Origin of the sequence: Arthrobacter sp. 24S4-2 (genome assembly GCF_005280255.1) — a bacterium.
Classification (GTDB): domain Bacteria; phylum Actinomycetota; class Actinomycetes; order Actinomycetales; family Micrococcaceae; genus Arthrobacter.
The window spans coordinates 1,652,526-1,666,522 of sequence record NZ_CP040018.1; the positions used below are offsets into that span (position 1 = coordinate 1,652,526).

Sequence of the window (13,997 nt, forward strand, 5' to 3'; positions counted from 1 at the left end):
TCACCCGTTTTAACCCAACCGGGTCGCAGTTAATGTCGTTTAGAACGCTCATAACGACATCTACTGCGACCCAGTTGGGTTAAGTGTCGCCTACGCCTGGCCCACAAGTCCGGCCATGATGTCTTCCAGGGCCTCGCAGACCATCATCACCGAGGTCCGTTTCAGGTTTTCCGGGCGGGCCAGGATGTCGATGCGGCGGCGGGTGCTGATGCCCTGCAGCGGCCGCAGGACAATCTCCGGATTCAGCACCGGCCGTGCGGTATGCCGCGGCAGCAGCCCTATCACGCTGCCGGTTGCCACCAGTCCCGCCACGGTGGAGTAGTCGTTGATCCGGTGGACAATGTTCAGTTCCCTGCTGGACACGGCCGCGACGGCGGACAGGACATCCGCGGGGGAGTAGCCGGTGTGGCTGGTCACCCAGGGTTCGCCGACGACGTCGTGCGCCGTTAGGATTTCCTTCCCCGCCAGCCGGTGCCCGGCGGACAACGCCACGTCCAGCGGCTCGTGCGCCAGAGGGATGACGGCCACCCGCTCCTCCGGCCAGCGCGGGCTGTGGTCCATGCGGTGTGCCAGCACCAGATCGTAGCGTGCAGTGAGCGCCGGGAAGTCCTGCTGGGCCACGTCCTCGTCCGAGAGCAGCACCCGGGGTTTGTCGGGTGAGTCCAGCAGCCGGGCCAGCGGTGCGAACAGTGCCTGCCCGGCGCTGTGGAAGCCGCTCACCGTCACGGGGGCGACCGTGGAGCCGTGGTACGCGCCGATCGCCATCCGGGCGTCCGCCATGGCGCTCACGACGGCGGCCCCGGCGTCGGCCAGTGCCTGGCCGGCCTCGGTAAGCACCAGGTTCCGGCCCTCCTTGCGGGTCAGCGGCACGTCGACGCTTCGCTGTAGCGCCGCCAGCTGCTGGGATACGGCGGAGGGTGTGACCAGGAGTGTTTCGGCGACCGCCTTGACGCTGCCCAGCGCGCCGAGTTCCCGAAGCATTTCGAGCTGATGGATTTCCATGCCTCCGATTCTATTGCTTAGAGATTCCTAAATCGTCGATTGAGATAAATTCGGTTGTGCTAATGCTTCTTTGTGGTTCTAATGAAGGGAGCCAGCCGCGCAGCACCACCGCGGGGCAACCGCAGGATTCAGACCGCAACACCGAGAGTTAGGAAGCCAATGAAGGCTCTGTACAAGGCCGGCGCACACGCTGGATTTGAGCTGGTGGACCGCCCCGAGCCGGAAACCGGCCCCAGCGACGTGAAGATCCGCGTGATGACCACCGGGATCTGCGGCACAGACCTGCACATCCAGTCCTGGGATGCGTGGGCACAGGGCATCATCCAGGCTCCGCTGATTGCCGGCCACGAGTTCTATGGCGAAGTAGTGGAAACCGGCGAGGACGTCATGGACGTCAAGGTGGGCGACCGCGTCTCCGGCGAAGGGCACATCGTCTGCGGCATCTGCCGGAACTGCCGCGCCGGACGCAAGCAGATGTGCATCCACACGGTGAGCGTCGGCGTGCAGCGCGACGGCGCGTTCGCCGAATACGTTGTCATCCCCGAAACCAACGTCTGGGTCCACCAGGACCCGTCCGTGACCCCCGAGCTGGGCGCGATCTTTGATCCCTTTGGCAACGCCGTCCACACCGCCCTCAGCTTCCCGCTTGTCGGCGAGGACGTCCTGATCACCGGGGCCGGCCCCATCGGACTCATGGCCATTGCCGTGGCCCGCCACGCCGGCGCCCGGAAGATCGCCATCACGGACGTCTCGGCACCGCGGCTGGAACTGGCCCGCCAGCTGGGTGTGGACCTTGCCATCGACGTCTCGAAGATGCGCGTCAAGGACGCCCAGCGCGAGCTGGGCATGCGCGAAGGATTCGACATCGGGATGGAAATGTCCGGCCACCCCACAGCTCTGCCGGAGATGATCGACAACATGAACCACGGCGGCCGCATCGCGATGCTGGGCCTGCCGAGCCAGTCCATCGACATCGACTGGGGCAAGGTGGTCACGCATATGCTGACCATGAAGGGCATCTACGGCCGGGAAATGTTCGAGACCTGGTATGCCATGAGCGCCATGCTGTCCTCCAACCCGGTGCTGCATGCCAACATCTCGGCGGTGGTGACGGACGCCTTGCCCGCCACGGACTGGGAGAAGGGCTTCGAGGTTGCCCGCGCCGGCGTAGGCGGCAAGGTTGTCCTCGACTGGACCGTTTTCTAAAACCCCACAATTTTCGGCAACGTACAAGAATTCACCCCGCTGAGGAGCGCACCCCATGTATTCAGCCATCAAGGACCAGCTGCAGAGCGAGCTGGATGAGATCCGCACCGCGGGCCTGTTCAAGACCGAACGCCACATCGACTCGCCCCAGGCCAGCCACATCACGGCCGGCCAGATCGGCGAGTCGGGAGCAGACGTGCTGAACTTCTGCGCCAACAACTACCTGGGCCTGGCGGACCACCCGGACATCATTGCGGCCGCGAAGGCCGCCATGGACGAGCGCGGCTTCGGCATGGCCAGCGTCCGCTTCATCTGCGGCACCCAGGATCTCCACCTGGCGCTGGAGGCGCGCGTCTCGAAGTTCCTGGGCACGGAGGACACCATCCTGTTCTCCAGCTGCTTCGATGCCAACGGGGGCGTGTTCGAGTCCCTCTTCGGTCCCGAGGACGCCATCATCTCCGACGCCCTGAACCACGCGTCCATCATCGACGGCATCCGGCTCTGCAAGGCCCAGCGGTTCCGCTACGCCAACCGCGACATGGCGGACCTTGAAGCGAAACTGATCGAGGCCACCACGCAGGAGAAACCCGCCCGCCGCAAGATCATCGTGACGGACGGTGTCTTCTCCATGGACGGCTACCTGGCCCCGCTCGAAGCGATCTGCAACCTGGCTGAAAAGTACGACGCCCTGGTGATGGTGGACGACTCGCACGCTGTGGGCTTCATGGGCGCCACCGGCGCCGGAACCCCCGAGCACGCCGGCGTGGGCCACCGGGTGGACATCTACACCGGCACGTTCGGCAAGGCGCTGGGCGGCGCCTCCGGCGGGTACGTCTCAGGCCGCGCCGAAGTGGTGGCCATGCTCCGCCAGAAGGCACGCCCCTACCTGTTCTCCAACTCACTCGCACCGGCCATTGTCGCGGCAACGCTGAAGGCCCTGGACCTCGTGGAGAACTCCGCAGAGCTGCGCAGCAAGCTGTTCGCCAACGCCGAGCTGTTCCGGAGCCGCATGGCGGCGGAAGGCTTCGAACTGCTCGACGGCGAGCACGCCATCGTGCCGGTAATGTTCGGCGATGCCGTGATGGCCGCCAAGGTGGCCGACCGGATGCTCCACCACGGAGTGTTCGTCACCGCGTTCAGCTACCCCGTGGTGCCCAAGGGTGCGGCCCGGATCCGGGTCCAGCTCTCGGCCGCACACAGCGCAGAGGATGTCGAAGCGTGCGTCCGCGCGTTCGTCGACAGCCGCAACGCGGTGGAGTCCTAGGTACTGACGTGACGTCCTGACGGGTGCAAGGATGTAGGCATGTCAGCAAATTACGATGTGGTGATTGTGGGCGGCGGCATTGCCGGGCTGTCCCTGGCCTCTGCCCTGGCCGGTAAATGCAGTGTGGCCCTCGTTGAGGCCGAACAGTCGCTGGCGTACCATACGTCGGCGCGTTCGGCCCGGCAACTGATCCCCAGCTACGGCCCTGTCGTAGTGCAGGAACTGACCCTCCGCACCCTGGGGCTGATAGCGTCCCGGGATGCGGAAATGCCCGAGCCCGTGCTGTCGCCGCGCAGCTTCATGCTGATCGGCGACGAGGACACGGTCCGCGAGGAAGCCAGCGGTCACATGCACCGGATCTCCCATGCCGAGGCCCTGGAACTGTGCCCGGTGCTGGATCCCGGGTTCTTCACAACGGCCGGCCTGGATACCGGCTCTTTCGCCTGCAACGCGCCCGTGCTGCTGGAGGACCACAGGCAGCGGGCAGAGGCCGGCGGCGTGGACATCATCACCGGTGCCAGGGTGCATTCCGCCCAGCGGGTGGGATCCGGCTGGGAGCTCGGCGCCGGCCAGGAAGCCTTCCAGGCCGGCACCGTCGTCAACGCGGCCGGCGCCTGGGCCGATGAGCTGGCTGTGATCAGCGGCGTGGAGAAGCTCGGTCTCCAGCCGTACCGCCGCACGGTGGCGATTGTCGACGTCGAACGTCCCCTCCCGGAATCCTGCCCCATGGTGGCGGCGGCGGACGAATCGTTCTACTTCCGCAAGGAAGGCAACGACGTGCTGATTTCGCCGTCGGAATCCGTGCCGAGCGGACCGGAGGATGCGAAACCCTATCCCGGCGACGTCGATGCGCTGGTGGCGCGGCTCAACGCCGTCACCACCCTGGGCATCAAAAACGTCAGGACAGCGTGGACCGGACTGCGCACCGAAGCCGCCGACGGCGTTCCGGTCGTGGGGTTCGACGCCGAAGCCACCGGATTCTTCTGGCTCGCCGGGCAGGGCGGCTATGGCTTCCAGACGTCCTCCGGCATCGCGGAACTGGCCGCCGAACTGATTCTGGCCGGGCCGTCTGTGGGGCAGCGCGTCCGGGACGACGACGCCGGCCTGGGTCCGGCATCCCGGACAGCAGCGGCGCTGGCCGCCACGCGCTGGTCCATCCGGCACTGAAGAATGGACTCATGAGCACCCTCATCACCAACATTGCCGAACTGATGACCCAGGACGCGGAGCACCGCGTCCTCAAAGATGCCGCCGTGGTGATCGAGGGGGAGCGCATCTCGTGGATCGGGCCGGCGTCCGGCGCCCCCGCCGCGGACGACGCCGTGGACGCGGGACGGAGGGCGTTGCTGCCGGGCTGGGTGGATTCTCACACGCACCTGATCTTCGCCGGCGACAGGACCGCCGAGTTCGAGGCCCGCATGGCGGGCGAGAGCTACAGCGCCGGGGGCATCGCGGTGACCACCGGCGCCACCCGGAGCACAAGCGACTTCGACCTCACCCGGCTGGCCCTTGGCCGGGTGGCCGAGGCCGTTTCCCAGGGGACTACGTACCTGGAAACCAAGACCGGCTACGGGCTGGACCTTGAGAACGAGACGCGCAGCGCCCGCATCGCCTCCACCGTGGCTGACGAAGTGACCTACCTGGGCGCCCACCTGGTCCCGGCCGGAGCCGATGCAGACGAATACACGGACCTGGTGTGCGGGCCCATGCTGGCCGCAGTCCGTCCCTACGTCGGCTGGGCGGACGTGTTCTGCGAGCAGGGCGCCTTCAACGAGGAGCAGTCGCGCCGCGTGCTCCAGGCCTGCAAGGACGCCGGACTGGGCCTCCGGGTCCATGGCAACCAGCTGGGCCAGGGCCCCGGCGTGCAGCTGGCCGTGGAGTTCGGCGCGGCCAGCGTGGACCACGTGAACTACCTTTCCGCCGCGGACATCGATGCCCTGGCCGCCAGCTGGGCCGGCGGCAAGGAGTCCGGAACGCGCGGCATTGGAAGCCGTGGAACCGTGGCCACGTGCCTGCCCGCCTGCGACCTCTCCACCCGCCAGCCGCTGGCGCCCGGCCGGGAACTGCTCGACGCCGGGGTGCCGATAGCCCTGGCTTCCAACTGCAACCCTGGCACGTCCTATACGAGCTCGATGGCGTTCTGCGTCACCACCGCCGTGCTGCAGATGCGGCTCAGCGTCCACGAGGCCGTCCGGGCCGCCACCTACGGCGGCGCGCTGGCGCTCCGGCGGGAAGTGGGGAACGACGTCGACGGCGAACGGGCGGTGGGTTCGGTGGCCGTCGGCCACCGTGCGGACCTGCACCTGCTCAACGCCCCCTCCGCCACGCACCTGGCCTACCGGCCGGGCATCCCGCTGACCCACGCCGTCTGGCGGGCGGGCGTCCGCGCCCGCTGACGTCGGTGCGGGCTGCGGCCGGCTAGAAGACCATCGGCGGGGCGTCCAGGACCGTCTCGTCCACACGGCGGTCCACCCACTGGCTGAACGGCTTGTCCAGCTCATATTTGCCCATGTCGGTGCGCACCAGGGTCCGCACTTCGGCGTTGTCCGGGTTGTTGAGGGACTCGAAATACTCCACGGACCAGTGGAACCAGCGCATGCAGAACAGCCGCATCGTGAGCCCGTGGGTGACGAAGAGGGCGTTCGGAGCATAGCTGGGCTTGGACCAGTGCCGGTGCAGGGTCTCCATGAAGGACGAGATCCGGTCGTAGACGTCCGAGCCGGATTCACCCTCCCGGAACCGGTAGAAGAAGTGGCCGTAGGCGTTCCGTAGTTCCTTCTGGTCCTCGATCTCCCCGGCGATCTGGAAGTTCGCCCAGTCCTGCTCGCGGAGCCGGGGCTCTTCGATGACCCGCTCCACGAGGGATCCGAGGTTGAGCGCTTCGAGGGTCTGGTAGGCCCGGAGGTAGGGCGAGACGTAAACACACACCTGCCGCCCGTCCAGTTCCCGGCGGACCTGTTCACCGGCTGCCTTCGCCTGTTCCAGGCCGAGTTCCGTCAGCGGAATCCGGTAGTCGGGCACCCGGTTATAGATGGAGGTGTCGGCATTGGCGGCGGACTGGCCGTGCCGGATCATGATGATTTTCCCGGGCTCACTCATAAATTCCAAGCATAGGCCCCGGTGCAGACGGTCCCGGAGCGCCCGCAGGGCGGCGGACAGGAAAGAACCAGAAAGTGCAGGCAAGATAGGAACATGCTGGTTCCCTCCCGCCGTCGTCTGCGGATAGAAGTCTGGATCGTCCTGGGTCTGTCACTGGGGCAGTCCGCCGTGTACTCCGTGGTCCAGTTGCTGGACAAGCTGACCCGGGCGCCCCTCGCGGAAGGGACCTCCACCCTCAACCGTTCGCAGAGCACCCGCGAGTACTTCGACCTCACGTACCAGCTGCTGGACATTGTGTTCGCCCTGGTTCCCGTGGTGCTGGTGATCTACTTCCTTACCGGGCACCGGACGGCGGGGGAGTCCGGCGCCTCCGCCTTCCGCAAACTGGGCTTCAACTTTGCCCGCCCCGGCAAGGACCTGCTCCAGGGCATGGGCCTCGCGGCACTGATCGGCATTCCCTCCCTGGGACTCTATGCCGCCGGCCGGGCGCTGGGCATCACCACCGCGATCATTCCCAGTGCCCTGGACTCGTACTGGTGGACCGTGCCCGTACTGATTCTTTCCGCGGTGCGGCACGGCATCGTGGAGGAAGTCATCGTGGTGGGGTACCTGCTGGACCGGCTCGGCAAGTTCGGATGGAGCATGCCGCTGGCCATCTTCGCCAGCTCCATGCTCCGGGGCAGCTATCACCTCTACCAGGGCTTCGGCCCGTTCATCGGCAACGCCGTGATGGGCGTTGTGTTTGCCTGGATCTACACCAGGACCCGCCGCGTCATGCCGCTGGTCATCGCGCACGCGGTGCTGGACATCGTGGCCTTCGTCGGCTTCAGCCTCTTCGGCAAGGCCATTGGGCTGGGGTAGTTGCTAGTTAAAAGGATTCGGCCGCTATCGGTGGGTGACGTCATTGGCACCCGCTGATAGCGGCCGAAGTTCAGGGGCAGCGCGCTGCCCGTGGCCCATGGCGGACCACACGGTGGATCAGGATCAGATGATTACTGCCCCGGAGGCGGTTTCGAAAGTGACGGAAAGGATTCCCGGCGTCCCGTGCGGTGCGATCCAGTTCACCGCAACGTCCTCCAGCGGCCTCTCGACCGGCTCGCCCAGCCATTCTGTGACCCGCTCCGCGGAGCCGGCAATGGTGAGGCTGGACATCTTGACGTTGCTTGCGTAGGCGTTGGACGGGTGGAGGTCCGGATCGCCTTCCCACTTGAGCATGTAAGGCACCTGCGGGTCCGCGATGAGGCCCAAAATGCCGATCTGCTTCCAGACGAGTTCGCGGCCGTCGGGGAACTTGCGGTTGCCGTTGACGGCGGCGCGGCCCAGACGTTCTTCGAACGGTGCCAGGTCGTCCACTTCGACGCACCAGCCCATCCAGCCGCCGCCTGCGGCGGAGCGTGCCCGGACGGCCTGGCCGAACGGAGCCTTGTCGGATGCCGGGTGGTCAAGGACCTCCACAACCTCCAGGTATTTGTGCCCGGCGAGCGGGATGATCATGTTACGGGTGCCGAAACGGGGGTGCACCCCGCCCTTTACGGCTTCGACGCCGAGGGCGGACGAAATACGTTCGGTGGTGGCTGCCAGGCCATCCTGTTCACAGGCGTAAGAGACGTGATCCATGCGCATGCCATCATCTTGACACTTTGTGATGGAGCTCTCAGCTAAGGGTCCCCTAACCTTGATGGGATGTCCCGAACGGGCGCCCGGGAGCCGCCGGAACCAGGGGGTTGACGTCCTTCGTCACAAAGCTGTTCACGCGCATCTTCCCTTTCCTAGACTGGGCCCAGGTCATGAGCGCCAGCATCAAGCCCCGGCTTGCTGGCCGGCAACCCTCGTTCCGCGGTGGGGTGCCCCGGGTGAAGACCAGGCCTTCCGGCGCCCGCCGGGCGGCAAGCGCGGCACCAGCCCTGGGACGGCACATCCTGCCTCCGGCACAGGTGCCCTTCCCAAGAAGGAGCTTCCCGATGTCCAACGCATGGTCATTTGAAACCCGACAGATCCACGCCGGCCAGGAGCCGGACAGCGCCACCGGCGCGCGGGCGCTGCCCATCTACCAGACGACGTCGTTCGTGTTCCCCAGCGCCGAAAGCGCCGCCAACCGCTTCGCGCTGGCCGAGCTTGCGCCCATCTACACACGGATCGGCAACCCCACCCAGGACGCGGTTGAACAGCGCGTCGCCAGCCTCGAAGGCGGCCTGGCGGCCCTGCTGCTGAGCTCCGGGCAGGCAGCCGAAACGTTCGCCATCCTCAATGTCGCCGAAGCAGGCGACCACGTGGTGGCCAGCCCCAGCCTTTATGGGGGCACCTACAACCTGCTGGCCCACACCCTGAAGAAGTTCGGCATCTCGGTGACGTTCGTCGAGGATCCGGACAACCTCCAGCACTGGAAGGACGCTGTCCGGCCCAACACCAAGCTTTTCTTCGCCGAAGTGGTGTCCAATCCCCGCCAGGACGTCCTGGACATCGAGGGCGTCTCGCGCACCGCCCACGAAGCCGGCGTCCCGCTGATCGTGGACAACACGCTGTCCACTCCCTACCTGATCCGGCCGCTGGAGTGGGGCGCGGACGTCGTGGTGCACTCGGCAACGAAGTATCTCGGCGGCCACGGCAGTGCCATCGCCGGGGTAATTGTGGACTCGGGCAACTTCGACTTCGGCAAGGACCCCGAAAGATTCCCTGGCTTCAACATCCCCGACCCCACCTACAACGGACTGGTGTACGCGCGGGACCTCGGCGCGGACGGTGCCCTGGGCGCCAACCTGTCCTACATCCTCAAGGCCCGCGTGCAGCTGCTTCGCGACCTTGGCTCGGCCGTCTCCCCGTTCAACGCCTTCCTCATTGCCCAGGGCCTGGAAACCCTGAGCCTGCGCGTTGAGCGTCACGTCGCCAATGCGGTGAGCGTTGCCGAGTGGCTGGAAGCCCGGAACGACGTCGAATCCGTTGCCTATGCAGGGCTGCCGTCCAGCCCCTGGTACGAACGCGGCCGCAAGTACGGGCCCAAAGGCACCGGCGCCATCGTGTCGTTCAACATCGCCGGCGGTGCCGAAGCCGGTAAGCGGTTCGTGGACGCCCTGGAACTGCACTCCCACGTGGCGAACATCGGTGACGTGCGCTCCCTGGTCATCCACCCGGCGTCGACCACGCACAGCCAGCTGACCGCCGAGCAGCAGGCGGTTGCCGGCGTGACGCCGGGCCTCGTCCGGCTGTCGGTGGGGCTCGAACACATCGATGACATCATCGCTGACCTCGACGCCGGATTCCGCGCCGCCAAGGGCGACTGAGGCGCCGGCGCGGCCGCCCCGACGGGCCTGCCGCCGCAGCGCTGAACCCCTGTGACTCCCGGCGCCTCGACGCCGGGAGTCATATTGGTGTCACAATCTTCGCCATTGCACGGACGCATTTCGTAGACTCGTTTCAGGTCATGAGTGCCAGTGACAGCCCCGGCTTGCTGGCCGGCAACCCTCCTTTCGCGGCGGGGTGCCCCGGGTGAAGACCTGGCCTGCCGGCCAGTTGGCGGCGGGCAAGCGCGAAGAAGAGGTCTTCAAATGACGATTGCCGTCACCCGCAGTGGTGTACCCGAAACAAACATTCACACAGTGAATACCAACACAGTGAATACCAGCACGGCCCCTGATGGAACCGCCCCTGATGGAACCGTCAAGTTCCTGAGCATCGGCAGTCTTGACCTGGAAGCGGGCGGCCACCTGCCGGAGATAACGCTCGCCTACGAAACGTGGGGCACCCTGAACGCCGACCGCTCCAATGCCGTACTGGTGCAGCACGCGCTGACCGGCAGCACGCATGTGACGAGGGGAGCCAGCGACGAGGAGGGCTGGTGGGAGCAGCTTGCCGGCCCGGGTGCACCCGTTGACACTGACCGGTACTTCGTCGTCTCCATTAACATCCTGGGCGGCTGCTACGGCTCCACCGGCCCCTCCACTCCAGCCCCGGACGGGAAGCCGTGGGGCTCACGTTTCCCCCTGGTCACCCTTCGCGACACCACGGCCGCCGAGGCCCGGCTGGCCGACGTTCTGGGCATCGACAGCTGGTACGCGGTGCTGGGCGGATCGATGGGCGGGGCCCGCGCCCTGGAATGGGCGGTGAGCTACCCGGACCGGGTCCGGCGCTGCGGCGTGATTTCCATCGGTGCCAGCAGCACTGCCGAGCAGATCGCCTTCGCCCAGGCGCAGACCCTGGCCATCCGGCAGGACGTCAACTTCAACGGGGGCGACTACTACGGCGGCCAGGAGCCCGAGGCCGGCCTGGCCCTTGCCCGCAGGATCGCGCACATCACGTACCGCTCCGCGGATGAGCTGGAGACCCGCTTCGGCCGCAGCGCCCAGGGCGGCGAAGCGCCACTGCAGGCAGTCTCGCTGGGGGACCGGGGCCGCTACCAGGTGGAGAGCTACCTCGACCACCAGGGCACCAAGCTGGTGCGGCGTTTCGATGCCAACAGCTACATCGCCATCACGGAAGTACTCATGAGCCACGACGTGGCGCGGGGGCGCGGCTCGCTCAAGGAAGCCCTGGCTCAGGCCAGGGCGGAATTCTTCATTGCCGCCGTGGATACCGACCGGCTGTATTTCCCCGCGCAGTCCCATGAACTCGCTGCGGCACTTCCAGGCGACGTGCCGGTACACGTGATCGAGGCACCTATCGGCCACGACGGATTCCTGACCGAGATCGGCCAGCTCAACGTGCAGTTGCGGGAGAACTTCTTCGCATAGGCCGTCGGCTCAATGTGCATTTATGCAGAGCAGTCCTGCAGAAAATGGCGTTGAGCCTGCGGCAATGTGAGTCCATACTCTAGGGGACCGGCGCATTGGTGGTGCACATCACACGCGTTCGCTACGGAATGGTCCACATGGTGTCGACGGAGACGCCGAAGGAGTTCACACATGAGTACGCAAAACTCTGCCGCAGGGCGCACAGATGAGACTGACGTCAAGGCCTCAGGCCTGAAGAAAGTGGTCACGGCCTCCATGGCCGGCACTGTTGTTGAGTGGTATGAGTTCTTCCTCTACGCCTCCGCGGCCACCTTGGTTTTCGGCAAGATGTTCTTCCCCAATTCCGGCACGGAACTGGACGGGATCATTGCCGCCTTCGTCACCTACGCTGTGGGTTTTGTTGCACGCCCCATCGGTGGCATCGTCTTCGGCCACTTCGGCGACAAGTTCGGCCGGAAACAGCTGCTCCAGCTCAGCATCATCCTGGTGGGCGTCTCCACCTTCGCGATGGGCTGCCTGCCCGGCTTTGCGCAGATCGGCTATTTGGCCCCGGCGCTGCTCGTGTTCCTGCGCTTCGTCCAGGGCTTCGCCGTCGGAGGTGAATGGGGCGGCGCAGTGCTCCTCGTGGCAGAGCACAGCCCGAACAAGTCGCGCGGGTTCTGGGCCAGCTGGCCGCAGTCCGCCGTACCGATGGGCAACCTGCTGGCCACCGGCGTGCTGTTCACCCTGTCCTCCACCCTGTCGTCCGCGGACTTCCTCGGCTGGGGCTGGCGCGTTGCGTTCTGGCTGTCCGCGGTGATCGTCATCATCGGCTACTACATCCGCACCAAGGTCCAGGACGCCCCGATCTTCCTTGAAGCACGCAAGGAAGTCGTTGTTGAGAACAAGGGCTACGGCGTGGCCGAGGTCTTCCGCCGCTACCCCCGCGGCGTGTTCACCGCCATGGGACTGCGTTTCGCGGAAAACATCCTCTACTACCTTGTGGTTACGTTCTCCATCACCTACCTGAAGGTGATCGTCCAGGCCGACACGGCCCGGATCCTGCTGCTCCTGCTCGTGGCACACCTCATCCACTTCTGCGCGGTGCCGCTGGTCGGAAAGATGTCCGACGCTTTCGGCCGCCGCCCTGTTTACATGGCCGGCGCCGTCCTCGGCGGCACCTGGGGCTTCTTCGCCTTCCCCATGATGAACACGGCCAATGACCTCGTCATCCTCGCAGCCATCACCATCGGCCTGCTCTTCCACGCACTGATGTACGCCGGCCAGCCGTCCATCATGGCCGAGATGTTCCCCACCCGGATGCGCTATTCAGGGGTCTCGTTGGGCTACCAGGTCACCTCGATCGTGGCCGGTTCGCTGGCGCCGATCATCGCGACGGCCCTGCTGAGCACCTTCAAGTCCTCCACGCCGGTGGCGCTGTACCTGCTGGGCGCCTGCATCGTGACAGCCGTTTCCGTGTACTTCCTCAAGGAGACCCGCGGCATCTCGCTGCACGACGTCGACGCCGCGGACGCACAGGGCACGGCGGACCTTCTTGCCTCCGGGAAGAAGTAGCCGCCCATGCACGCCGCAGTCCTCTATGCCACCGTTCCCGCCGGAACCGGCTACACCGAAGCCCGTCCGCTTCTGATCCAGGAACTGGACCGGCCCGAACCGCGGCCAGGCGAGCTCGGCGTCGCCATCACGTACTCCAGCCTGTGCCACTCCGATCTTTCGGTGGTGGACGGATCGCGGGTCAGGCCGCTGCCGATGGCACTGGGGCATGAGGCCGTGGGGCGGGTGGTGTCCGTCGGTGAGGGAGTGGACGATGTCTCCGAAGGCGATCACGTGGTGCTCGTCTTCGTTCCCAGCTGTGGCGACTGCCGGGCGTGCCGTTCCGGCCGCCCGGCACTGTGCCACCGCGCCGCGGAGGTCAACGGCTCGGGCGACCTCCTGCACGGTGAGGCGCTGCTGCGGACGCCGGCGGGGGAGCGGATCAACCACCACCTCGGGGTGTCGGCCTTCGCGGACTATGCCGTGGTGGCGCGGGAATCCGTGGTGGTGATCGGCGAGGACGTCCCGGACACCGTTGCGGCCATGTTCGGCTGCGCGGTGCTCACCGGAATGGGGGCCGTGCTGAACACGGCGGCCGTCACCGCCGGGCAGTCGGTGGCAGTGTTCGGGCTAGGGGCCGTCGGACTTTCCGCCGTGATGGCGGCGTCCCTGGCTGGCGCCTCCGCCGTCATAGCCATCGACCCCAACGAAGGCAAGCACCAGCTCGCCCGGGAGTGCGGCGCCACCGCAGTGGGAACTCCCGACGACTCCGCCCGGCTGGTCGCCGAGGCGACCGGCGATGGTGTGGACACCGCCGTCGAGGCCGTGGGGTCCGCCGGCGTCATCGCCGCGTGCCTGGACCTCGTAACGCGAGGGGGCGCCGTCGTCTGCGTCGGACTGCCGAAACCGTCCGCGGAACTTACCGTCGGGGCCCTGCAGTTCGCCGGCGCCGGGAAACGGCTGCTCGGTTCCTACATGGGTGACGCCGTGCCGGAGCGGGACATCCCGCTGTACCTTGACCACTGGCGGGCCGGGCGGCTGCCCGTGGAGCTGCTGCACACCGACACGAAGCCGCTGGCGGAGATCAACGAAGGCCTCGATGCCCTCGCCGCCGGCGAGGTGGTTCGGCGGCTGTTCCGGGCGTAGGCGCGCCTCGGTAGGCGCGTGTG

12 protein-coding genes and 2 riboswitches are annotated in these 13,997 nt (G+C 66.6%); of the genes, 9 read left to right on the plus strand and 3 right to left on the minus strand.

All coding sequences use genetic code 11. The features are described 5' to 3' along the window. Positions 1-90 precede the first annotated feature (90 nt). Entirely contained in the window at positions 91-1,002 is a 912-nt protein-coding gene (locus FCN77_RS07525; protein ID WP_137321766.1) for a LysR family transcriptional regulator, read from the minus strand. A 159-nt stretch (positions 1,003-1,161) separates the two neighbouring features. Here FCN77_RS07525 and tdh point away from each other — a divergent pair, with 159 nt between their 5' ends. The 4 genes from tdh to FCN77_RS07545 are packed head-to-tail and all read left to right on the plus strand — an operon-like array spanning position 1,162 to position 5,868. Continuing rightward, positions 1,162-2,208 carry an L-threonine 3-dehydrogenase gene (gene tdh, locus FCN77_RS07530; RefSeq protein WP_137321767.1) on the plus strand — a complete coding sequence of 349 codons (1,047 nt, stop codon included), beginning with the start codon at positions 1,162-1,164 and terminating at the stop codon, positions 2,206-2,208. A gap of 55 nt (positions 2,209-2,263) precedes the next feature. After that, entirely contained in the window at positions 2,264-3,472 is a 1,209-nt protein-coding gene (locus FCN77_RS07535) for a glycine C-acetyltransferase (protein WP_137321768.1), read from the plus strand. 39 nt (positions 3,473-3,511) lie between these two features. Continuing rightward, a complete protein-coding gene (locus FCN77_RS07540; RefSeq protein WP_137321769.1) occupies positions 3,512-4,639 on the plus strand; it encodes an FAD-binding oxidoreductase in 1,128 nt (375 codons plus the stop codon). Positions 4,640-4,650: 11 nt separating this feature from the next. Further along, positions 4,651-5,868: an amidohydrolase family protein gene (locus FCN77_RS07545; RefSeq protein ID WP_137321770.1), complete on the plus strand. Its 1,218-nt coding sequence runs from the start codon at positions 4,651-4,653 to the stop codon at positions 5,866-5,868. Positions 5,869-5,890: 22 nt separating this feature from the next. On the opposite strand, the gene FCN77_RS07550 is transcribed toward FCN77_RS07545, so the two are convergent. Beyond that, positions 5,891-6,571 carry a histidine phosphatase family protein gene (locus FCN77_RS07550; RefSeq protein ID WP_137321771.1) on the minus strand — a complete coding sequence of 227 codons (681 nt, stop codon included), beginning with the start codon at positions 6,569-6,571 and terminating at the stop codon, positions 5,891-5,893. Positions 6,572-6,664: 93 nt separating this feature from the next. On the opposite strand from FCN77_RS07550, the gene FCN77_RS07555 reads away from it, so the two are divergent. Then, positions 6,665-7,432, plus strand: a complete 768-nt coding sequence (locus FCN77_RS07555; protein ID WP_137321772.1) for a CPBP family intramembrane glutamic endopeptidase — start codon at positions 6,665-6,667, stop codon at positions 7,430-7,432. A gap of 123 nt (positions 7,433-7,555) precedes the next feature. On the opposite strand, the gene FCN77_RS07560 is transcribed toward FCN77_RS07555, so the two are convergent. Beyond that, a complete protein-coding gene (locus tag FCN77_RS07560; protein ID WP_137321773.1) occupies positions 7,556-8,194 on the minus strand; it encodes a VOC family protein in 639 nt (212 codons plus the stop codon). Positions 8,195-8,354: 160 nt separating this feature from the next. Beyond that, positions 8,355-8,470: riboswitch (SAM riboswitch) on the plus strand. 62 nt (positions 8,471-8,532) lie between these two features. On the opposite strand from FCN77_RS07560, the gene FCN77_RS07565 reads away from it, so the two are divergent. The 4 genes from FCN77_RS07565 (at position 8,533) to FCN77_RS07580 (ending at position 13,974) form a co-directional block, all read left to right on the plus strand. Next, positions 8,533-9,849, plus strand: coding sequence for a bifunctional o-acetylhomoserine/o-acetylserine sulfhydrylase (locus FCN77_RS07565; protein ID WP_137321774.1), 1,317 nt, complete (start codon positions 8,533-8,535; stop codon positions 9,847-9,849). Positions 9,850-9,985: 136 nt separating this feature from the next. Further along, positions 9,986-10,101: riboswitch (SAM riboswitch) on the plus strand. 12 nt (positions 10,102-10,113) lie between these two features. Next, entirely contained in the window at positions 10,114-11,295 is a 1,182-nt protein-coding gene (locus FCN77_RS07570; protein WP_137321775.1) for a homoserine O-acetyltransferase, read from the plus strand. A gap of 171 nt (positions 11,296-11,466) precedes the next feature. Next, positions 11,467-12,849, plus strand: coding sequence for an MFS transporter (locus FCN77_RS07575; RefSeq protein ID WP_137321776.1), 1,383 nt, complete (start codon positions 11,467-11,469; stop codon positions 12,847-12,849). Between the two features lie 6 nt (positions 12,850-12,855). Next, complete coding sequence (locus FCN77_RS07580; RefSeq protein ID WP_137321777.1) at positions 12,856-13,974, plus strand: zinc-dependent alcohol dehydrogenase family protein; 1,119 nt, start codon at positions 12,856-12,858, stop codon at positions 13,972-13,974. The last annotated feature ends 23 nt before the right edge of the window (positions 13,975-13,997 follow it).

Bases quoted from the DNA above. Each gene is read 5' to 3' on its own strand.
- FCN77_RS07525 (WP_137321766.1), bottom strand. From the start codon at position 1,002: ATGGAAATCCATCAGCTCGAAATGCTTCGGGAACTCGGCGCGCTGGGC.
- tdh (WP_137321767.1), top strand. From the start codon at position 1,162: ATGAAGGCTCTGTACAAGGCCGGCGCACACGCTGGATTTGAGCTGGTG.
- FCN77_RS07535 (WP_137321768.1), top strand. From the start codon at position 2,264: ATGTATTCAGCCATCAAGGACCAGCTGCAGAGCGAGCTGGATGAGATC.
- FCN77_RS07540 (WP_137321769.1), top strand. From the start codon at position 3,512: ATGTCAGCAAATTACGATGTGGTGATTGTGGGCGGCGGCATTGCCGGG.
- FCN77_RS07545 (WP_137321770.1), top strand. From the start codon at position 4,651: ATGAGCACCCTCATCACCAACATTGCCGAACTGATGACCCAGGACGCG.
- FCN77_RS07550 (WP_137321771.1), bottom strand. From the start codon at position 6,571: ATGAGTGAGCCCGGGAAAATCATCATGATCCGGCACGGCCAGTCCGCC.
- FCN77_RS07555 (WP_137321772.1), top strand. From the start codon at position 6,665: ATGCTGGTTCCCTCCCGCCGTCGTCTGCGGATAGAAGTCTGGATCGTC.
- FCN77_RS07560 (WP_137321773.1), bottom strand. From the start codon at position 8,194: ATGCGCATGGATCACGTCTCTTACGCCTGTGAACAGGATGGCCTGGCA.
- FCN77_RS07565 (WP_137321774.1), top strand. From the start codon at position 8,533: ATGTCCAACGCATGGTCATTTGAAACCCGACAGATCCACGCCGGCCAG.
- FCN77_RS07570 (WP_137321775.1), top strand. From the start codon at position 10,114: ATGACGATTGCCGTCACCCGCAGTGGTGTACCCGAAACAAACATTCAC.
- FCN77_RS07575 (WP_137321776.1), top strand. From the start codon at position 11,467: ATGAGTACGCAAAACTCTGCCGCAGGGCGCACAGATGAGACTGACGTC.
- FCN77_RS07580 (WP_137321777.1), top strand. From the start codon at position 12,856: ATGCACGCCGCAGTCCTCTATGCCACCGTTCCCGCCGGAACCGGCTAC.